Here is a 19,237-nt window from a genome sequence, read left to right on the forward strand (position 1 = left end):
CGGTAACAATTGACTACTCGTACATTCATTTGGACTAGTAAGAAATATATGTACGTTTGATAGAAATATGATAGATGATCACGAATTTTTTTTACTGCTCATCTTCTACCTAAGCACGTACGGATCTCCTTATAGAACCTCTGAAGAAATATATGAGGAAACCTTGGACCTTATTCTAAAAAAATAAACCTCTTACCTGGAATATAAGGCAGAGGTTCGTTTTATTAGTCTTTGTTCTGAGGAATAGGCTGATTATTTTGCCAGAAATAAGTGTAACTGCGGATAGGAACAAAATATGACTTCGCGATGAGCAGTTCTCGCAAATCTTGATCAGGTTTCAAAGAAGCCTCTAAGGAGCCGCTTTGAATCACTTTCATAATATCCATGCCGTAATCAATAGCAACCTTGCCGGAGTTCTTGTTCAACATATAAGTGATGAAATTTTGACGATTGAAATCAGACTTAACTTCTGGCAATTTCATGCCTAACTTATCAAAATCCACATACTCGAACACATCATTAATAGCAATTCCGTCGGGCAGTTGCCCAGCGTGCTTAACCTTGTATTCATCCACTTTTTTCTGAACATCTTCTACACTTTGATAGGCTGATAAATCCATCAGCTTTACTTGTGGCTTGGTCTCTACATCCACTAATACATACATGAAAATCCCGCCGCTCTCAAAAGCATTTGCTGGAACACTGCTTAGAAGGTTCGTTTTTTTCAGCTTATTAAAATCAATCACATATTTTTCGAATAGGGGTGTCGTCATCTCACTATTTTTTATCGGTAATACACTGGTTTTTTCGTGGAATTGATCAACCGCCTGTTGAACAACCGTAATAAATTCCGCCGGGTTGATTTGATTTTCCTTGCGCATTTCCTTAGGGTAAGCGCAGCCACCTAACAGGAAGAGGAGACTTATCGCAACACTGATCCATTTCAACTGGAACCAATTTCGATTTAATTTCACTTGTACCATCCTTACATTCAAAATAAATCATCCTCTTCCCGCTGCTTGGCGAGTTGAGCGCGGATTACGGCCTTTAACGGATCTTCTGGTAATATGACATCTACACATCCCGCGACACGAGCTTGACAGGCCAAACGATATCCTTCATCCACTTGAGACCCAAGCTTTAAGCGTTCATTTTGATTCATGGGAGCGAGTCCGCTTGAATCCTTCACGATAACCTTACACATTAAACAGGCGGCCTTGGCTCCGCAACGCGTTCGAATATTAACCCTAGCTTTGCGCCCTGCTTCTAGCAGGGTTGTACCGGGCCGAACCTGAACCCGTTTATCATCAGGCCAAAAATGCACTTCTGAAAACGACATCTCGAACCCCTTCTTTTCTGAAAGCATTACACATAATTTACGAAGCCAATAATCTCTCAAGCCTAGAGAGAATTTCCCTCCCCCAGCTATTTCTTGCCAACAAATCCTCTAGTGCAGGCACATGCGGGGAAGGATTGCTTTTCATCATTTTGGCAATAGCTTCATAACGATCTGGGCGATCTCGCAGCAAATTAAACAGCAATTCGTGTGCTAACGGCATAATTTTCACCGTACACAAAGGTGTAAGTGGTACGACTGTACAGTGGTGTTCCCAAAGATAGGACACTTCAACCTGATAGGTTGATCGCATAGCCTGAACTCGAAAATCTCCCACAACCTCAACCGAGTTCCCTTGAATATCATAATGACTCAAAATAGAAGCGTAAATAGGCGTTTCACTATAAACAGGTGTATCAATCGCATTTTCATTCAGGGAAGCATGCAGGGTCTGTACATCAATTGAATCGACATAAATATCCAGATCTCTGGGACTTCTTTGAATGTCCACGTTGTGTAAAAGTAATCCGCAGCTGCCGCCTATTAACCAACGGGTGCCTTCAGCTCGTTGTAATTGCTGGTGTAAAGATTCAATTGTTAGTAATAGCGGTTGCAGCAGGAGCACAGTGTACACACCTTTCCAATTTATAAGTGTTTAGAAGTAAGGTTTATGCGTTACAGAAATGTCCCCGCCTTGCTTCACTGCACATTGGCAAGCTAAGCGATAGCCTTGTTCAAGTTCTTCAGGCTCCAAGCGATCTTCCTCAGCTTCAGTAGGTTGAGCCAACAATTCACGACCCAAGTCCACATAACAACGGCATCTGGCACAAGTTCCACGTATACAAGAAAATCCCCAATCAACATCATGCTTCAGCGCATGATCCAAAAGGGTTAATCCTGTATCGATCGGCATCATTTTTTGGGTTTTACGCGTTTTTAATTCTAGCATCTTTCCATCCTCCATGTTGTTTAAAACAGAGATAACAGCATGTAAAGCATAATTGGAATAAACAACAGAAAAGCAACGAACGATAGGACTAAACGTAATGTCCCTTTAGTACGTGTTCTTGCATAAGAAATTAATAAAGAGGCAACCACCATAAGCCCAATAGCGACAAAGGAAGCCCACATTTTATCTAAACTTGACATTGACATTACTCCTTACCGTTTTCGCTATCTAGCTAGAATCTTTATGTATTTGAGTATTAAGTTAAATAAGTCACCGTTCATTATAACATACGATGAGAAAAAAAGCATAAAGGGGATCACTCCCCTTTATGCCTACTTATTTCTTACCAAGCATCATATTCATCAATTGTTGCATATTGTTCGTATCCAGCTTACTGCTCTTAACCGCCTGAACAATATCATTAATCGTTTCTTCCGAAACTTTAACATTCACAAGTCCGGAAACTTGCTTAATGAGTTGACGAAGTTGTGCTTCGCTTTGCAACGTTGATGGTTTCACTCCGTTGGCAATTTTTTCAATATCTTTAGATGTAACGGACTTACCCGTTTTCTTCTTCACGACGTTTAATACGTCCTTAGAAATATCTTTGTTGGCCAAAGTTGTCGCCTCCTATACCTCATGGTGACTAATTGTCTAAGGTATAGTATGAAAGCGGACTTTAGGTGGTGTAGGCTACTCCAGCCAATTTGTCGTTGCGACATTGGCAACTTCTTCGATTTCGTGGGTTCTGACTCTCCCCATCAAATCTTGCGCAGCTAATTGAGGCGATTTCCCTGCAAAAAGAACGTTGTAGAGCTCATCTGTGATCGGCATCGTTACTTGAAAGCTGCGAGATAGCTCATAGGCGGCTTTCGTCGTTTTAACACCCTCTACGACCATCCCCATTTCAGCAAGCACCTCGTCTAATGGCAACCCTTGAGCAAGCTTGTTGCCCGCACGCCAGTTCCTGCTATGCTTGCTCGTACATGTCACAATCAAATCTCCGATCCCTGCTAAGCCAGCAAAGGTTAGCGGGTTAGCCCCCATTGCCGCGCCTAATCGGGCAATTTCGGCTAAACCTCGGGTTAGCAGCGCCGCCTTTGCGTTATCTCCAAACCCGAGTCCATCGGTTAGCCCTGCTCCTAGTGCAATAATATTTTTGAGCGCTCCGCCAACCTCAACGCCCGCGACGTCTGGGTTTGTATAGACGCGGAAATATGCATTAATCAACAGATCCTGCGCGGCTTCTGCGGCTTCCAAGTCCTGAGCTGCAACAACCACCGTCGTCGGACATTTGCGAATCACTTCTTCCGCGTGGCTTGGCCCAGAGAGTACAACAAACCGTTTAGCATCCATTTCTGGAAGCTCATCCGTAAGCACTTCGGTCATCCGCTTCAATGTACCTGTTTCAAATCCCTTGGTCGCATGGATAACCAATGCGTCCTTTTTCAAAAAAGGACGCATTTTCGAAGCAACCTCGCGCATGCCAGACGATGGAACGACCATCAGGATCGCATCTGCATCTTCAACCGCCTCTTGTAGCGAGCTCGTAGCTACGATAAGTGGCGATAATTCGATGTCTCCGAGAAAGCGAGTGTTCTGATGATGTTCATTAATTTCCTTAACTTGCTGCTCGTTTCTAGACCATAACAGCACTTGCTTACCATTATCCGCCAGTACTGAGGCGAGTGCAGTACCCCAACTGCCAGCAACAAGTACCGATACTTTGTTCGACATGGTCACATTCCTCCTAAGCGTTTCTCCGACTAGAAAACTTCCAGCCTTTGCAGTCGCTGTGTTTTCAAATTATCTAGGCGATGAAAACTAGGCTAGGCTTTTTTCTGACCTAGTTTATTCTCCTTGCCTTGAATAAGCTTCACGATGTTCGTGCGATGGCGTACAAATGCAAACACACAAAGCAGGATACTAATCAACAGAATCGGTAACGGACGGTCCATTCCCCATATAAGAAAAGGTAAAAGTGCTGTAAGAATAAGGGAACCGAGCGAAACAAATCTGGTGATTGCAATAATAATAATAGCTGTTAAACCCGCAATTACAGTAGGAAGGAAACAAAGTGTCGCCATAACACCAATCGTTGTCGCGATCCCTTTGCCCCCCCTGAAACCAAAATATACGGGCCAATTATGGCCAACGATAGCCGCTAGTCCACACAAAACTCGAATCCATATCTGATCCGGTCCTGGAGCCGCCCAAATACCAATGCAAACTGCGGCTACCCCCTTGAAGCCATCCAATAAAAGAACAAGGATAGCCGGTCCTTTGCCAAGTACGCGAAGCGTATTCGTAGCACCTGCATTACCGCTGCCATGCTTGCGGATATCGATGCCTTTAAACCATTTTCCGAATAAATAACTAAAGCTAATGGAGCCTAATAAATAACCCACCACAATTGTTATCACCGAAAACAAACTACATCATCTCCTACTCTTTATCCGATGATTTCCTACGGCTTAGAATCCGAATCGGTGTGCCTTCGAAACCAAAAGCTGCGCGTATTTTATTATCCAAATACCTTTCGTACGAAAAGTGCATGAGCTCGGGCTCATTCACGAAGAACACAAATACCGGAGGCTTAACGGCAACTTGCGTTGCGTAATTAATACGCATGCGTTTTCCTTTGTCAGTCGGTGGTGGATTGTAGGCTACTGCGTCAGAAACGACATCATTAAGCACATGCGTCGGCACACGCAACGCGTGACTTTCAGCGACTTGAACAACAACTGGCAGCAATTTGTGCAATCGTTGCGTCGTCTTCGCTGAAACGAAAACGATGGGCGCATAACTCATAAATAGAAAGTGATCACGAATGGTCTGAGTAAAATGCTGCATGGTTTTATCGTCTTTTTCAACGATATCCCATTTATTCACAACGATAATGGCAGCTTTCCCGGCTTCATGTGCATAACCCGCGATATGCTTGTCCTGATCAATGATGCCTTCTTGTCCATCTATAACAACAAGCACAACATCCGCGCGTTCAATAGCTTTCATAGCGCGCATGACGCTGTATTTCTCCGTGTTTTCATACACGCGCCCTTTTTTCCTCATACCAGCCGTATCGATAATTACGTACTTCTGCCCATCACGCTCGAAAGGCGTATCGATTGCGTCACGTGTCGTTCCTGCTACATCGCTTACAATGACGCGTTCCTCACCTAGAATCGCATTCGTCAAAGATGATTTGCCGACATTCGGACGACCGATGAGCGCGAATTTGACGACTTCATCGCCATACTCTTCCTCTTGTTTATCTGGAAATTGCGCGCATACAGCCTCCAATAAATCTCCGATTCCAATCCCGTGAGAACCGGAAATACCGATGGGATCTCCAAAACCTAAGGAATAGAATTCGTAAATATCGTCCTGACGTTGCAAATTGTCAACTTTGTTTACGGCAAGCACGATCGGCTTCTTCGAACGGAACAGCAGCTGCGCAACTTCTTCGTCAGAAGGTGTCACACCCGCTTTGGCATCCACCATAAAAATGATTACGTCTGCTTCTTCAATCGCAAGTTCAGCTTGCATTCGCACAGATTTCAAGATAGCATCTTCACCATCGATTTCAATACCGCCCGTGTCAATAACGCTAAACGACTGGTTAAGCCATTCGCCTACTCCGTACAACCTGTCGCGCGTGACTCCTGGTTTATCTTCCACAATCGCAAGACGATCTCCTACGATTCGATTAAAAATGGTGGACTTGCCGACATTCGGTCGGCCAACAATAGCAAGGATAGGTCTAGCCACTTGTAATTCACTCCTTCGAGTTTTTCGTCAGAAAAACTTTCTTCGTAAGCATAAGCTCAGTTGCCATAGAAAACGAAATTCAAAATCCTATTCCATGGTCAGCTCTGGAAAAATACGCAACTTACATCATAACAAAAAAGACACGAATTGGCTAATCTCATTTGAGAATCTCTCAATGAGTAAGCATTTCCTATCGATCATCAGGAATGCTTCACCAAAATCATCGTGCCATTTTTCAAATCATGCGCCGTTGCATCCAAGATTTTCTCTAGCGAAAAAGATACCTTCTGCTGCTGATCCGAGTTATCCACAATAAATATAGGAGCCCCTCCGCCCACTCGTTCTTTCTCCATAGTCACGATAGCAAGAATTTGCGACATGACGGTTACGCCTCCTTCTTTTTATTAACACCGGCTTCGGATGGCATACGAACAGCACTCTCCAAAACCGGTACTCGGTGGAGGGCAACGAACGTTTTGTCAGCGTCCTTCTCCTGCGGCAGAAGCAGAAGACCTAAGGTTCCAGTGTTCATATCCAGCTTAGCCATTGGAAGTAAGGAAGGCTCCCCCTCGTCACGATACACACCAAACAAGGTAGAAATATCATGCAAGATCGCTTGCCTCTGACCCAAATTAGCCAGCGTAACGCGTGCATTTCGATTTTTCGGCTTAACCAAATATCCGAGGGCTTGCTCTTGTATTTTTTGACGAGTGTCTTCCAGTCCGATATTCATAATATAAATCGAGCCGACAAACAGATCAGGTCCCTCTATCCGAATCGGAACTTGCTCAATATCGGCAATCGTTGAAAGATTATTGCCCGATTTAAAGTAGTTAGCGATCCAAATAGACACGATTCCCGCAGCAATTCCCCAATACCAAGCAAACAAAATACTAAAGAAGGAAGCAAGGAAGGCAGAAAAAATAACTAAATAGTTTCTCCCCTCGAAAACCATAGCAATCCCTTCAATATAAGCTGCCCCTCTTGGCACGAGTTCTAACTCATCAATCTTCGATAAGCTCTGTCTTTCCATATTCCGAACATCACGAAACTGCTGTGCTGCAAGTGAAAGGAAGGTCACTGCGGTATAGTTTTTATCCAGCAAAGCAGGCACAGCTACAGCGCCTAAGCCCGCAGCAATGACACCTAAAGATATATGAATAATTTTCCCATGTGGATACGTGGGGTATTGCCTATAATCAGTACGCAGCATATTTAAACGTGCAAACACGCCAAAAATAACACCTACCACGATGCCAATCGTATACCGATGCGAATAAAACCAATCCATTATTTTCGCCACCCTCCTTTCCGATCTAACCAACTTCTAATCATGAAGCGGCAACCATTATAAGCAGATTGAAGCACGATGGTCAATGTTCTTGCTGCAAATATTGAAAGCCACCATTGATCTTGAAAATGAGCTCCCCCCAACTGATGAGTACCATTCGCTTGATGGATGCCGGCCTGATACATATCTCCAAGCAGATATCCGATAGAAAGGCCAGCGATTTGCTCCAATTCATTCCGTTGTAAAACAGTTGCAATAACAGCCAGAAGCAGCGCTGTGTCCCACTCTGAATTACGAACGATGAGGATAGGATCCATCTCAAGAAGCTGCTGCAACAAAAAATGGAGCGAACCGAGCAAAAGTCCAATGGAAAGGAGATGAAGCTTATGGACGAAGCCTTGTGTAACATAAAGAATGCCTATACAAATACATAAAATCCATAGATAGACTAACTGAATATGTACATGATGTATAGAGAAACCAAGATGCGAGAAAACAAGCCATGCGGTAAAAAAAACAAGTATTCCCTTGTGCGAAACCTTTCGCACATAAAATTCCTTCCACCCGCTCGCAAACAATATCATCGTGATGCAGAGGAGAATGAGAGACAAATAGCCGGAGTTCATAATCATTACCACCCTGCAGATCATCAAGGCTTCCTCCATGAAGTTAAGGGGAAGCGCTGTCTGATCCTTAGTATGGCAAAAAATTGATTATTTACTCCGACTGCCTCTTTCTGCATATGAACTTAAATCGATCCCTCTGGCACGACACCATTCTGCTGTATCGCCCAAAATGACGACCGGGTGATTCCAAAGCTCTTGAACGGTCTTAGCGCCTAGCGCCGTCATAATAAGAATAAGTCCCTGCTCCAATTCATCTGCGAAACGAAGAAGCGCTTCGATCCCCTCGTCTTGCAATACTCTCAAAAAGGCTCCCGCCATCCCTACGGCCGATGCGCCGAGAGAGAGCGCCTTGGCTGCCTCTAAAGCATTCGTAATTCCTCCAGAAGCAATTACGGAGCCTCTCGGATATATCGACAAAGCTTCAAGTAACGACACACTTGTTGGAGTTCCCCAATCGTTCAACCACTCGATGGCGGCTGGCCTCCTCGCGTTTTCAATCGCGGCGAAGTTCGTTCCGCCTGAACCCCCCACGTCCAGTATCTGGACGCCGATGCTTCGAAGCTGATTGGCGTTATCTTTGAGGATACCAAATCCAACTTCCTTCACGATAACTGGCACATTAACGTGGTCAACTATGGCTGCAATTCGGTCAATCATGCCTATAAAGCTGCGATCACCTTCCGGCATAATTAACTCTTGCATGATGTTCAGATGAATTTGCAGCGCATTCGCTTCAACCATGTCAACAGCTCGAAGCGCTTGATCAACCGTCGCCTCGCTGCCCAAATTAGCAAATACAATGCCGTTCGGGTTTTCTCGGCGCACCACTTGGTAGCTTGAGGCTACCTCGCTATTCTTGATTGCCGACATTTGTGAGCCAACCGCCATTGCTAAACCTTTCTCCTTGGCTACGATTGCCAACTGACGGTTAATACGCTCTGTCTCTTGAGCTCCGCCAGTCATCGCATTAATCAAAATCGGCGAACTCATAATGAGATCGCCGATTTCCGTTGTTAATGCAATTTGATCTGTCGAAGTCTCAGGTAGACAGTTATGCACAAGCTTGATATCCGACAGCCCTTGCTGCCTTGATTGTCCAAGCTCCAGCGCGTAATGGACATGCTCCATTTTGCGTGAGATGCGCATTCCTATTGTCCTCCTAAAAGTTTTGCTAAAGCAAAACTAACTACGCATTCATATGCGAAATGTTGATCTTACTTGTTAAACTTAGAAAGTTTGTCACCAAAGCGCTCTGCCAATGTAAAGGAAAGACCTTGATTGCTCAAAGATACATTCTCGTTACCAGCAATTTCTTTTTGGTGACTTGCACTGTTGCCGCGATCACGATCGCCTCTAGGCTGTCTTTCTCTTTCTGGTTTAGCTGCTGATGCTGCTGGAGCCTCAGGAGCTTCTTCTGTTTCTTTGATACTTAGGCTAACACGTTTCTCAGATGGATTAATTTCCAAGATTTTCACTTGAACTTCTTGGCCTTCTTTCAACACTTCTTGAGGAGTAGCAACGTGACGGTGTGCGATTTGAGAAATATGCACAAGTCCTTCAACACCAGGAGCTACTTCAACAAATGCACCAAATGCAGCAAGGCGTTTAACCGTTCCAGTAACAATGTCACCAGCTTTGAATTCACGTTCTACTTTGGACCATGGACCTTCTTGCGTTGCTTTGATGCTAAGGCTGATTTTCTCAGTAGTCGGGTCAAGTTTCAGAATTTGCACCTTCACTTGATCTCCCTCTTTTACAACATCCGAAGCTTTCTCAACATGCTCCCAAGCTAATTCGGAAATATGTACAAGTCCATCAATTCCACCGATGTCAATAAAAGCACCGAATTGTGTTAAGCGTTGAACAGTACCATCCAACACTTGACCTACTTGAAGGCCTTCAATGATTTTCTTTTTGTTAACTTCATATTCTTCATCCAAAACATCTTTTTGGGAAAGAATCACTTTATTTTTCTCGCGGTCAATTTCTTTTACACGAAGACGCAATGTGCGGCCTTTGTAAGAGGAGAAATCTTCAACGAATTGACGCTCTACCATAGAAGCAGGTACGAAACCGCGTACGCCGATATCTACAACGAGTCCGCCTTTAACTACTTCCGCAACAGTCGCTTCCAAAATTTCTTTGCTATCGAGTTGAGTCTGCAAAGTTTCCCAAGCTTTCTCGTTATCAATTACACGTTTGGACAAAACTAGGGTTTCCTTAGCATCATTAATCGTAACGACTTTCAATTCAACTTCTTGACCGATTTGAACTGCTTGCCCTGCATTTTCCAGCGCGGTAGAAGAAAGCTCGCGAACAGGAATAACACCATCGTATTTGTAGCCGATATCAACGAAAGCTTGATCTGCGTCTACTTTAACAATTTTACCTTTAACGATAGCACCTTTTTTTAATACAGCTACATTATTAAGCGCTAGCTCTGCTTCTGCTTGTGATACGGCAGTTTCCTGCACTTCTTGAACTTCTTGGGCTTGATCTTCAACTTTTACTTCATCTGACATGGGTTTACCCTCCTCTATTTACAACCAACAATACATAATATATAAGTTACAAAGCAGTTGCAAGAACGCGTCTACTCTGTTTCAAACAAAAACTTCCATTCGCTTACGGATAGTATAATTCCAAGCTTTCGTTTCCATACATAACAATTAGCCATGGCTGTGTGCGGCATGGATACTGCGAATTTCTTTCATAATCGTATCGGTAGCTAACTCTAAGTCTTCGGAACTCCCACCCGCGAAAGCGCTCAAATCAAGCGGTTTGCCATAAACGATGGTCATCCTGCGAAACAAGGAGTAATTACCAATAATAGCTACTGGCACTACGGCTGCACCCGATTTCAGCGCAAGACTCGCCGCACCTTTTTTCCCCATCCCACCTGCATTGCTTCGAGTTCCTTCTGGAAAAACCCCCATCATATTGCCGTCTTTCAGCAATTGAATGGCAAGTCTGATGGACTCCCTACTAACGCCTCCACGCTTTACTGGAAATGCTCCCACCTTGGCAATAATCGACCCAAGAATAGGAATATCAAACAGCTCTGCTTTTGCCATGAAGTGAACCATGCGTTTAAGTGGAGTCCCTAACATAGGAGGATCCCAGAGACTAGTATGGTTGCCGCAAAGAACGACAGCTCCGTCTTTAGGAACATTCTCGATACCAATCGCACGAAGTCGGAAAAAAAACGTGAAAATAATCCGAAACATGGCTCTTCCGATGCGATACAGCATCTTATTTGCCACCTCCGACTTTGTCTTTGCAAAGCCCAAGAATTTCGTCCACGACTTCCGCTATCGTCATAGCTGTGCTATCCATTAGTACAGCATCATGTGCACGTTTCAGCGGAGAAATTTCTCTCTCCTGATCCATCTGGTCGCGACGAGCAATATCCTGCTCAAGTTGCTCGAGCGTCAATGTACCCGTTCCGTTAGTGTGCATTTCTTTGAATCGTCGTTCTGCTCGTTCCGTAACGCTAGCTGTAAGAAATATCTTAACTTCAGCGTCTGGAATAACATGGGTACCAATATCTCTGCCATCCATCACGATACCTTTGGCAACTGCCATCTGCTTCTGCAGGGCAACCAAAAGTTGTCGGATACCACCGATGCTAGCGATTTGGGAAACATCATCGGTAATGGTTGTCATACGGATTTCTTTCGTCACGTCGACCCCATCCACAAAAACCTGTTGTCCTTCAGGTCCTGGAATCAGCTCAATTCGCATGCGGTTAGCTAAAGCCACGACTTCCGTTTCTTGATTAGGATGCAGCCCTTCTTGTTGTACCTTCCATGTTACTGCCCGATACATGGCACCAGTATCCACGTAAATAAAACCAAGCATACCGGCAACTAGCCGAGCTATGGTACTTTTACCGGCTCCCGCTGGACCATCTATGGCAATATTAAACTTATCCAAGCTGTTGTTCCTCCTAACAATACCTTACGAACAAAAAAGCAGGCACTGCCTGCTAATTAACAAAATTATACCACACAACGGAGGCATATGCAAAACCTGGACTGTTCTTATGGACGAACATCCTTAATTCAGGAACGCTCTCCGCTATAATTTTGAGGCGATGAATACGGCTTTCCCTCAAGCAGTTCTACACGTGTTAGCCGTTCTCTAACGTACGGAATTTGCAATAGGGCTTGAATACTAATAAGCAGAATTAAAAATACGAGCGTGACCCGAATCATTATCTTCTCTACCTTTGCAGAAAAGAGAATAAACAGCTGCTCGTACGATTTGTCTTCTTGTTCCCGTAGCATGCGACGATTCACCTGCTCGCTTCGTGTAAGTTGCTTCGTAGTATTCCCAAGCAGCGAATGTCTCATGCACCTTATCTTTTGCGGAAATCCATTTGACGTTCGAAACAGAAGCGAATCAGTTTCTGACGGTCACGATCCGTAATTTCAATAAAACGCACCATCGCAAGCTGTTTGCCTGTTTCCAATTGTTTAACTCTCACAACTTCACCTTGTAAAGGTATATGTTCAATAACACCATTCTTATAGGGGACAAGTACCCAGCAAGATATTAAAGCTTGAACACCAATAGGAATATGACCTTCGCAAATAAATGAAATGCCACCGCCACCGACATCATCGGTCATTGCTACAAATTGAATTTGATCCGATAGCCTTACCGCGATTTCGAGTTCCGCTAGAACACGAAGAAAACTTCTTCTCTGAATTTGAGTAACAGCTTCTGGTTCAGGCTTAACAATTTCAACAAGTCGAATAACATCCTCTCTAAACCCTTTAACGGATGTGGTGAAATAATGCTTAACGCCACCTTGGCTTAAAAAGAAAGTGCTAAGCTCGTCGCCTACGTATAGCTTTTTCAACCGTCCTGTCTGCTCATTGAGAGGAACCTCGATTACAATCGTTGTCTCTGTAATGTCGGCAATTCTAGCTTTGTACTCAATTTTGGATTCCTCATCATCGATGGTATTTATTTGCAAATGTAAAATTTGGTTAACCTTAGGAAGCAATCTCTGCACCTCCGACATAATGTGACACATTATTCCTATTTTTACTTTTTCCTTACTCCAACGATTATACCACGACAAATTAATTAAGAAAGCAAAAAAAGAAGCAAGGAATCCCGCTTCTTTTCTCCCATCACTTGGCCGCTTTTACAGCCGCAGCTTGCTCAGGACGTATATTTTCTATTTTCTCCTCTGCGCCGGTCTCTGCATTGATATAGACTCGGTAGAGATTTCCATTCATCGTCCCTATAAATTCATGAGCTAAGACTTCCTCATCCAGTTCATTTTTAATGATTGCTAGTGATTCACTGGACACATCGAGATTTTTACTCAATGTTTTACGCGCCTCTTGGGCACTTATTTTCGGTGATCCGAGGTTGCGTGGTTTGTCTCCGAACACGTAATCCGTTGCTTGAATACCTGTAACTTCCAAGTTATCAAGTGCTACTTTCACACTGACCTGTTGAGGATAAATTGTCACATCTTTTTCTCGTTTAGCGAAAATTATGTTCGCCGTATTCTGATATTGGTCATAGCTTACTGCGCTCATGCTTTTGTACTCATGCTGATCCAAAAATTCATTGGCAATATCTCTGGCTTGTCGAAGTTCAAACTTTTTGTCTTGAACGGTTCGCGACTTCATGTAATAAATAAGATGTCCGCCTTTTTTCGTAAAATCCATATGAATGTCATTCTCACTACCTGAACTTGCGGGTACAACAACGCTAAAACTTTGATATTCTGAAGCAGCACCCCCATTTTCGACTACCTTCAGATTGGTCGTATCGCTTTGCCCTAGAAATTGAACAGCTTTCTGTTTGATTTTATCCACTGTCATCTCTTCACCTGACAGCAGCTTCCCATCATTTTTAGATAATATGCTTAAATTACCCGGTCCCCAATTTAACTCCTCATAAGCACTAACTTTTTTATCTACCAAAGTGAAACCATCGATTATTGCGTTATCGTGGACTTCATTTTGCGAGGCTAAGGCAACTTCAACGTCCATCCAGCGCAAATTGTTGGTAATGACTTTATCCTGAACTCCTCGCAGCTCTGTCGTAATGTCTTTAGAATGATCATAAAGTGTATTCAGTGTCTTTATTTCTTCTTCGTTTAACGGTTGTTTTGTCATATCGCGCACGGACATTCGATAGGAGAAATTCGCCATATTTGCTAAGAAATCTTGTGTTTTATTAAAAGGAAGCAGTGAAAGCGGCAGTTGGTTTATTTCGCTTTGCGCTTGGCTTGTCAACCTCCATACATTGACCAAACCCTTACGGTAAGAAGGCTCCGAAGCCGAATTAACAGCTAAGGTATTCCCTAGTTCATTATGAAGCTTGTCCACATGGAAGGAAAGATCATGGAACGCTCGCTGGTATTGATTCTCAGCTTTGATCAGTATGGTATTCTTCTCTTGATGCTCCAGATAACCCCAAACCGACGCTCCAATAAGGGCTAGCAAAAGGAATGGGAACATGACGATACTTAGTCTTTTATACACAACCTGACTCCCCTTTCATTTCCGTCAAACCTGCCGTTAGTTTTTGCTTGGAAACACAGGTTTATACATCTAAAATTGACAATGAAAAGAGGCCAATTCTATAAGAATGGCCCCTGCGTCAATCATCGACTTCTACGTCAAAATCATGTTCATTGCTGCAAATACATTGACGAAATCCGGTTTCAATTTTATCTATTTCTTTTTTGCCTTTCAGTACAAATCGTTCACCGCACTGCTTGCAGCGAATCTTCACTTTCACTCGTGTCATGGACATGTATACCCTCCCGGCTATTCCCGGCAGCATTCGTTAGAATTTCGCCTGTTACCGTCCATTATGACCCCACTCAACTCATTTTAATCTTCTCATCCGTAGAAGCAATTCTTAGCGGAGATCGTGCATTTGCACGATCAACCCGCCAGAGTGTACGAATCCACAAATATGACATGACTGGAATCATAATCCATACCCAGTATGTTTTGGCGACCAGTAAAATGTAATCGAACAATCCGTGCCAAGCAATAGGCAGCAGCAAGGAATACCATAAATACCTTTGTGACTTGTTTGGGGTGAACTTGGCTTTGCCCATGTAATACCCCATAGTGACTCCGAATAACGCATGACCTGATACAGGCAATAACGCACGAAGCATTAATGCCGAAAAGGATGATGCATTCAAGAAAGCATAAATAATATTTTCTAAGGTTGCATAACCCAAACTCACTGCTACGGCATATACGATACCATCGTAAGGCTCATCAAAGGAAGCGTGTCTGTAAATCAAATGATACAAAACGAACCACTTAAGAAATTCTTCAATCCCACCTGAGAGAAAAAACGCCGATGTAAACGTCCCTTCGCCTATTTCCTCAATGAATGAACGCTGTAGCACCATTGTAGGATACACAAGTAAAACACCAAATAGAAACATTCGAATAACTAAATGTATCGGTTCCGTTTCGTAACGATCCTTTAAATAAAAATATGCAAGCAGAGAGAGACCTGGGGCTATCGCTGCCAACAAAATTGGCAGTATTTGCATGAGTAGCTCCCCCTTTTGCTTAAAATGTAGTTCTTTTACGACTATTATCCATGGAATTCATCTTACGTATAATTACACCCAACCACGGAAACGAGATGCTTCAGCCATCTTGCGAACGCCGACCATATAGGCAGCTAATCGCATATCGACGCCACGAGTACTATGAACATTATAGACATTTTCAAACGACTTTTCCATGACAATTTGAAGTTTGGCATGCACTTCATCTTCCGTCCAATAATAACCTTGGTTATTTTGTACCCATTCAAAGTATGAAACAACGACGCCGCCGCTGCTTGCCAGAACATCCGGCACGATAAGCACACCTCTATCAGTCAACATCTTGGTAGCCTCTAGCGTCGTAGGTCCGTTCGCGGCTTCTACGATAATACTTGCTTTGATACGATCCGCATTCTCAGAAGTAATCTGATTCTCAATCGCAGCAGGCACCAAAATGTCGCATTCTTGCTCAAGAATTTCCTTATTGGATAGGGTGTTTTTGAATAAGTTCGTCACCGTTCCGAACGAGTCTCGACGATCTAACAAGTATTCGATGTCTAATCCATCGGGATTATACAACCCCCCCTGCACATCTGAAATCCCAATCACCCTCGCTCCGGCTTCGTGCATAAACTTAGCAAGATAACTACCGGCATTTCCGAAACCTTGTATAACAACTCGCGCGTCTTGCAAAGCGATATTTTTCTTTTGCAATGCCTTGTCAATCATAATCGTTACGCCTTTTGCTGTCGCTGTCTCGCGACCATGAGACCCCCCTAGTACGATGGGTTTGCCCGTAATGAATCCTGGTGAGTCGTACTCGCGAATGCGGCTGTATTCATCCATCATCCATGCCATGATTTGGGAGTTAGTCATTACGTCAGGAGCTGGGATATCTTTGGAAGGCCCAACAAGTTGACTGATCGCTCTAACGTACCCTCTGCTCAAACGTTCTAGCTCCCGAAATGACATTTCACGCGGATCACAAATGATACCGCCTTTACCACCTCCATAAGGCAGGTCAGAAATACCGCACTTCAGGCTCATCCAGATCGAAAGTGCCTTTACTTCGTCCTCAGTGACATCGGGATGGAAGCGCACTCCCCCCTTCGTAGGACCAACTGCATCGTTATGCTGCGCTCTGTATCCGGTGAACACTTTCACATTTCCATCGTCCATACGAATAGGAATACGTACTGTAAGAATGCGTAGCGGTTCTTTTAACAATTCGTACATTTCATCTGGATAGCCAAGTCTTTTGAGTGCTTCATGAATGACGGTTTGGGTAGATTGAAGTACATTTAAATTTTCTGTGTTTGACATAAAGTCCACCTCTTAAGTAGATTATTCTGTAAATAGAGCGCGATCCATATGGGATTGTAAGGGTAAACTACCTAAAGTTCCATTCCTGTTTTTCGTTAACTCGAGCACTAATGCCTGAGCCTGGTTATTTTCTGCTTCATTAGATTTCATAATCATGACAACATCAGCCGAAGCCTGTACGGATTCTGTTACGGTGTCTTGTCCGAATTCCAAAGCGGTGGCAGCAACGACAGGACAGTTCCATTCACGGGACCATTGTTTAAGCGTATATGCGATTGCAGCTTGCTGCTGCTGCCAAGTCATTGGGCCAGATTGCTTATGAACTGGAATCCGCTGTAAATGATCAATAAAAATTACTGGCTCTCTGCCGACAATAACAGCAATTCGCTCGATAGAAGCAGCAACTTGCTCTAATGACGTGTCAATTGTACTCTCAAGCGTCCATAACATCTTGCTAATCTTAGCGTACTGCTTATTAGCTTCAGTTACTTGATCTGGCTCCACCTTCCCACCGAGTACTTGCTGCGGTGCTATCCCAATGATTCTTGCTATACTGCGTGCCCAAAGCTCAAAATTGGTTAAATCCCAAGACACGAAAATAACGGGAATCTGATCTAAAGCAAGCTGATCTGCCATCTGTTTGAGCAGCATGCTTTTACCAATTGATCCTGTACCTGCCAGCAAGTACAACCCGCTGCCTAACCCTCCAAAAAGCAGGTTGTCCAACTTTGTGAAGCCCGTACTCAAGCTAGCGACTTGTCCTCGATATCGTTTCATATATTCTTCCAGATAGATTGTGCTATTCTTGTTGTCAGGAGCTACAGGAGCGAGCATCGCTGCTTCGACTGATTGATTAATGAGTCGAATGAACGTATCTATCGGATTCTGTGCTCTAACGAACAAATCATTAATATCCCGTATCGTCTCTGGTAAAATCACGATATAAGTTTCTTTAGCATGTTCCCTTAATAAAGATTCTATGCGGGAGGACTCTCTTCTCCCCGACTCATCATTCCCCATACAAATGTAGACCCGTTTGCCTTCAAACATTGAAACATGATGCTCTTTGAAAACCGCATAGTCAGGTACGCAGACAGCAGGCACTCTCGCTTGCACCAAAGTCATCACATCGAATAGGCCGGAACAAAGCACCACCTCATCCGACTCTTCTAAAACCGCATAATTAAACAAATACTGATCTAAACCGTATAACGGTTTATATTTAGGCTCTCTATGATCAATCGCGCGTCCGATTAAATCGACAATTTCACCATTATAGTTACGAATCGGGATAATAACTCGATTCTCGAAATAATCCCCCAGTTGGTTCTGGTCGACATAAAATCCAATTTTACCGATTTCAAATCCGATTCGAAACTGCTCAACGGTTTCTTCCGTGATTCCTCTTTTTTGCAAATAGAAAAAAGCCTCTTCCCGTATTTGCTTTTGATAGTAGGCAAGCAACCCTTCCAAATCGGCAGCTGCTGGTGTAGGTGCTAGTCGTTTACGCTCTGAGTTCGTCATCTGCTACCCCCTCATGTTGATCAAGCTACTCAACTTAAAAAAGCATCCGCAAAAACAAATGTTTTTGAAGATGCTTTTTTTATTTCCATTGTATGACAAGACAGAACGTCTAACTTAACGGAAATGGTGGCAAAGCACCTTCACCGCATCATCAGCGATAATCGTCTTCCCATACTCTTCCAATACAGCAGGAGTAACTGAAGCAGCTTCCCCGAATTCGGAAAGAAATGCAATAAGCGCTTGGTATTTGGAATCCTCAAGCTCAACAGGTTCAAGCTGTAGAATATATTTTCCTTTATAGGAATACAATATGCCGCCTTCCATTAAAAGCGGATTAATTACTTTAGCAACGCGAAGCAGATCTTCAAAATCACGGAAAGCATAAGAGATTAAATCACTTTGATCAACCGTGACTTCCATTTCGTACACTTCTTCGGCCTCATGATCATCATAGGCATCGGAATTCGCATATAAATCAAGCTTTCCTCTGGTTACAATAACTACCATACCTTGCGCTGGAAGTGCGAACACCTCAACTGCAAGTGGTCCGGACGGGTCAAATCCGAGTTCAGAATAAGCTTGATCCATCATTTCACTGAATAGCTCGTGTACTTTCGGTATTTCTCTCCACATGTCATCCTTTTGAATTCCGCGTTCAGTTAAGTCATCGAATGTTAGGAAAATCCGTATCTTATCCTGACTTAAGCGTTCAATTTTCATGATAGGATCCTCCTCAGAGCTTTTCGAAGAAAAGCTATCATCATAAGCGCTACTAAGCTTTTCGTAGAAAAGCTTTCAATGTTAAGCATGGTCACCTTATTAAAACAGAATATGACGAAAAAAAGAAAAGGTGAGTCACAAA

24 protein-coding genes are annotated in these 19,237 nt (G+C 43.5%); all 24 read right to left on the reverse strand.

The genetic code is table 11. From position 1 onward, the window contains the following. Positions 1–224 precede the first annotated feature (224 nt). Entirely contained in the window at positions 225–995 is a 771-nt protein-coding gene (locus GK047_RS08695) for a hypothetical protein (RefSeq protein WP_240343862.1), read from the reverse strand. Then, the gene (locus GK047_RS08700; RefSeq protein WP_163944291.1) at positions 992–1,339 is read right to left on the reverse strand and encodes a 2Fe-2S iron-sulfur cluster-binding protein; all 348 of its coding nucleotides are present in this window, start codon (positions 1,337–1,339) and stop codon (positions 992–994) included. The genes GK047_RS08695 and GK047_RS08700 overlap by 4 nt, the downstream gene beginning before the upstream one ends. 37 nt (positions 1,340–1,376) lie before the next feature. Further along, positions 1,377–1,970 carry a nucleotidyltransferase family protein gene (locus GK047_RS08705; protein WP_163944294.1) on the reverse strand — a complete coding sequence of 198 codons (594 nt, stop codon included), beginning with the start codon at positions 1,968–1,970 and terminating at the stop codon, positions 1,377–1,379. 21 nt (positions 1,971–1,991) lie between these two features. After that, on the reverse strand, positions 1,992–2,285 hold the full coding sequence (locus GK047_RS08710; protein WP_163944296.1) for a 2Fe-2S iron-sulfur cluster-binding protein: 294 nt from the start codon (positions 2,283–2,285) through the stop codon (positions 1,992–1,994). Positions 2,286–2,305: 20 nt separating this feature from the next. Then, positions 2,306–2,485, reverse strand: a complete 180-nt coding sequence (locus tag GK047_RS08715; RefSeq protein ID WP_163944299.1) for a DUF2768 family protein — start codon at positions 2,483–2,485, stop codon at positions 2,306–2,308. A 136-nt stretch (positions 2,486–2,621) separates the two neighbouring features. Continuing rightward, positions 2,622–2,903: a stage VI sporulation protein F gene (locus GK047_RS08720; protein ID WP_163944302.1), complete on the reverse strand. Its 282-nt coding sequence runs from the start codon at positions 2,901–2,903 to the stop codon at positions 2,622–2,624. 75 nt (positions 2,904–2,978) lie between these two features. Next, on the reverse strand, positions 2,979–4,022 hold the full coding sequence (locus GK047_RS08725) for an NAD(P)H-dependent glycerol-3-phosphate dehydrogenase (RefSeq protein WP_163944306.1): 1,044 nt from the start codon (positions 4,020–4,022) through the stop codon (positions 2,979–2,981). Positions 4,023–4,114: 92 nt separating this feature from the next. Beyond that, entirely contained in the window at positions 4,115–4,717 is a 603-nt protein-coding gene (gene plsY, locus GK047_RS08730; protein WP_205516577.1) for a glycerol-3-phosphate 1-O-acyltransferase PlsY, read from the reverse strand. A gap of 13 nt (positions 4,718–4,730) precedes the next feature. Continuing rightward, on the reverse strand, positions 4,731–6,056 hold the full coding sequence (gene der / locus GK047_RS08735; protein ID WP_163944308.1) for a ribosome biogenesis GTPase Der: 1,326 nt from the start codon (positions 6,054–6,056) through the stop codon (positions 4,731–4,733). A 200-nt stretch (positions 6,057–6,256) separates the two neighbouring features. Beyond that, the gene (locus GK047_RS08740; RefSeq protein WP_163944311.1) at positions 6,257–6,436 is read right to left on the reverse strand and encodes a capping complex subunit for YIEGIA; all 180 of its coding nucleotides are present in this window, start codon (positions 6,434–6,436) and stop codon (positions 6,257–6,259) included. Positions 6,437–6,441: 5 nt separating this feature from the next. Further along, entirely contained in the window at positions 6,442–7,347 is a 906-nt protein-coding gene (locus tag GK047_RS08745; RefSeq protein WP_163944314.1) for a YIEGIA family protein, read from the reverse strand. Beyond that, positions 7,347–7,973: a YphA family membrane protein gene (locus GK047_RS08750; RefSeq protein ID WP_163944317.1), complete on the reverse strand. Its 627-nt coding sequence runs from the start codon at positions 7,971–7,973 to the stop codon at positions 7,347–7,349. The genes GK047_RS08745 and GK047_RS08750 overlap by 1 nt, the downstream gene beginning before the upstream one ends. 87 nt (positions 7,974–8,060) lie before the next feature. Then, positions 8,061–9,119, reverse strand: coding sequence for a type 2 isopentenyl-diphosphate Delta-isomerase (gene fni, locus GK047_RS08755; RefSeq protein WP_163944320.1), 1,059 nt, complete (start codon positions 9,117–9,119; stop codon positions 8,061–8,063). Between the two features lie 68 nt (positions 9,120–9,187). Further along, on the reverse strand, positions 9,188–10,495 hold the full coding sequence (rpsA, locus tag GK047_RS08760; protein ID WP_163944324.1) for a 30S ribosomal protein S1: 1,308 nt from the start codon (positions 10,493–10,495) through the stop codon (positions 9,188–9,190). A 147-nt stretch (positions 10,496–10,642) separates the two neighbouring features. After that, the gene (locus tag GK047_RS08765) at positions 10,643–11,224 is read right to left on the reverse strand and encodes a lysophospholipid acyltransferase family protein (RefSeq protein ID WP_163944327.1); all 582 of its coding nucleotides are present in this window, start codon (positions 11,222–11,224) and stop codon (positions 10,643–10,645) included. A 1-nt stretch (position 11,225) separates the two neighbouring features. Continuing rightward, entirely contained in the window at positions 11,226–11,909 is a 684-nt protein-coding gene (gene cmk, locus GK047_RS08770) for a (d)CMP kinase (RefSeq protein ID WP_163944330.1), read from the reverse strand. A 128-nt stretch (positions 11,910–12,037) separates the two neighbouring features. Then, a complete protein-coding gene (locus GK047_RS08775; protein WP_163944333.1) occupies positions 12,038–12,328 on the reverse strand; it encodes a hypothetical protein in 291 nt (96 codons plus the stop codon). 5 nt (positions 12,329–12,333) lie between these two features. Continuing rightward, positions 12,334–13,005 carry a flagellar brake protein gene (locus GK047_RS08780; protein ID WP_163944336.1) on the reverse strand — a complete coding sequence of 224 codons (672 nt, stop codon included), beginning with the start codon at positions 13,003–13,005 and terminating at the stop codon, positions 12,334–12,336. Between the two features lie 112 nt (positions 13,006–13,117). Next, positions 13,118–14,488 (reverse strand): germination protein YpeB, encoded by a 1,371-nt coding sequence (gene ypeB / locus GK047_RS08785; RefSeq protein ID WP_163944340.1) that lies wholly within the window; start codon positions 14,486–14,488, stop codon positions 13,118–13,120. A 118-nt stretch (positions 14,489–14,606) separates the two neighbouring features. Beyond that, on the reverse strand, positions 14,607–14,762 hold the full coding sequence (locus GK047_RS08790; RefSeq protein ID WP_163943845.1) for a hypothetical protein: 156 nt from the start codon (positions 14,760–14,762) through the stop codon (positions 14,607–14,609). A 70-nt stretch (positions 14,763–14,832) separates the two neighbouring features. Next, positions 14,833–15,528 carry a glutamic-type intramembrane protease PrsW gene (prsW, locus tag GK047_RS08795; protein ID WP_163944343.1) on the reverse strand — a complete coding sequence of 232 codons (696 nt, stop codon included), beginning with the start codon at positions 15,526–15,528 and terminating at the stop codon, positions 14,833–14,835. Positions 15,529–15,600: 72 nt separating this feature from the next. Next, on the reverse strand, positions 15,601–16,851 hold the full coding sequence (locus GK047_RS08800) for a Glu/Leu/Phe/Val family dehydrogenase (protein ID WP_163944346.1): 1,251 nt from the start codon (positions 16,849–16,851) through the stop codon (positions 15,601–15,603). Positions 16,852–16,872: 21 nt separating this feature from the next. Then, positions 16,873–18,375, reverse strand: a complete 1,503-nt coding sequence (locus GK047_RS08805; protein ID WP_163944349.1) for a DnaB-like helicase C-terminal domain-containing protein — start codon at positions 18,373–18,375, stop codon at positions 16,873–16,875. 114 nt (positions 18,376–18,489) lie between these two features. Next, on the reverse strand, positions 18,490–19,095 hold the full coding sequence (locus GK047_RS08810) for a genetic competence negative regulator (RefSeq protein WP_163944352.1): 606 nt from the start codon (positions 19,093–19,095) through the stop codon (positions 18,490–18,492). Positions 19,096–19,237 lie beyond the last annotated feature (142 nt).

Source organism: Paenibacillus sp. SYP-B3998, assembly GCF_010820665.1.
Lineage (GTDB): Bacteria > Bacillota > Bacilli > Paenibacillales > NBRC-103111 > Paenibacillus_E.

Bases quoted from the DNA above. Each gene is read 5' to 3' on its own strand.
- GK047_RS08765 (WP_163944327.1), bottom strand. From the start codon at position 11,224: ATGCTGTATCGCATCGGAAGAGCCATGTTTCGGATTATTTTCACGTTT.
- GK047_RS08780 (WP_163944336.1), bottom strand. From the start codon at position 13,005: ATGTCGGAGGTGCAGAGATTGCTTCCTAAGGTTAACCAAATTTTACAT.
- GK047_RS08700 (WP_163944291.1), bottom strand. From the start codon at position 1,339: ATGTCGTTTTCAGAAGTGCATTTTTGGCCTGATGATAAACGGGTTCAG.
- fni (WP_163944320.1), bottom strand. From the start codon at position 9,119: ATGCGCATCTCACGCAAAATGGAGCATGTCCATTACGCGCTGGAGCTT.
- GK047_RS08710 (WP_163944296.1), bottom strand. From the start codon at position 2,285: ATGCTAGAATTAAAAACGCGTAAAACCCAAAAAATGATGCCGATCGAT.
- GK047_RS08800 (WP_163944346.1), bottom strand. From the start codon at position 16,851: ATGTCAAACACAGAAAATTTAAATGTACTTCAATCTACCCAAACCGTC.
- GK047_RS08810 (WP_163944352.1), bottom strand. From the start codon at position 19,095: ATGAAAATTGAACGCTTAAGTCAGGATAAGATACGGATTTTCCTAACA.
- rpsA (WP_163944324.1), bottom strand. From the start codon at position 10,495: ATGTCAGATGAAGTAAAAGTTGAAGATCAAGCCCAAGAAGTTCAAGAA.
- GK047_RS08725 (WP_163944306.1), bottom strand. From the start codon at position 4,022: ATGTCGAACAAAGTATCGGTACTTGTTGCTGGCAGTTGGGGTACTGCA.
- GK047_RS08740 (WP_163944311.1), bottom strand. From the start codon at position 6,436: ATGTCGCAAATTCTTGCTATCGTGACTATGGAGAAAGAACGAGTGGGC.
- GK047_RS08745 (WP_163944314.1), bottom strand. From the start codon at position 7,347: ATGGATTGGTTTTATTCGCATCGGTATACGATTGGCATCGTGGTAGGT.
- GK047_RS08790 (WP_163943845.1), bottom strand. From the start codon at position 14,762: ATGTCCATGACACGAGTGAAAGTGAAGATTCGCTGCAAGCAGTGCGGT.
- GK047_RS08775 (WP_163944333.1), bottom strand. From the start codon at position 12,328: ATGAGACATTCGCTGCTTGGGAATACTACGAAGCAACTTACACGAAGC.
- GK047_RS08715 (WP_163944299.1), bottom strand. From the start codon at position 2,485: ATGTCAAGTTTAGATAAAATGTGGGCTTCCTTTGTCGCTATTGGGCTT.
- GK047_RS08750 (WP_163944317.1), bottom strand. From the start codon at position 7,973: ATGAACTCCGGCTATTTGTCTCTCATTCTCCTCTGCATCACGATGATA.
- GK047_RS08805 (WP_163944349.1), bottom strand. From the start codon at position 18,375: ATGACGAACTCAGAGCGTAAACGACTAGCACCTACACCAGCAGCTGCC.
- prsW (WP_163944343.1), bottom strand. From the start codon at position 15,528: ATGCAAATACTGCCAATTTTGTTGGCAGCGATAGCCCCAGGTCTCTCT.